Source organism: Photobacterium sp. R1 (assembly GCF_054600795.1).
On the sequence record NZ_BAAHZP010000731.1, the window covers coordinates 1 to 255 of the forward strand.

Annotated in this window: 1 protein-coding gene; it reads left to right on the top strand. The window is 48.6% G+C overall.

Going from position 1 to position 255, the window contains the following annotated elements; all coding sequences use genetic code 11:
- The coding region (locus ACYP03_RS27010; protein WP_459782810.1) for an ABC transporter permease subunit at positions 1–255 on the top strand (255 nt) is incomplete at its 3' end.

Below are 255 nucleotides of genomic sequence, written 5' to 3' on the forward strand. Positions count from 1 at the left end.
ATATTACGTGCTGCTGTGCTCAGTGTGCGAAACGAGCTGTATGTGCATTCAGCCCGGGCTATAGGTGTCAGTCATGTCACTATTATGTTTCGTCATTTATTGCCTAATGCGATGACACCTTTGCTGGTGCAGGTCTCGATGGATTTTGGCTATGTCATTCTTTGGGCTGCGGCGCTGAGTTTTCTGGGATTAGGTGCAGTACCACCGACCATAGAGTGGGGACTGATGATTGGCGATGCGCAAAGTCTGTTTCTT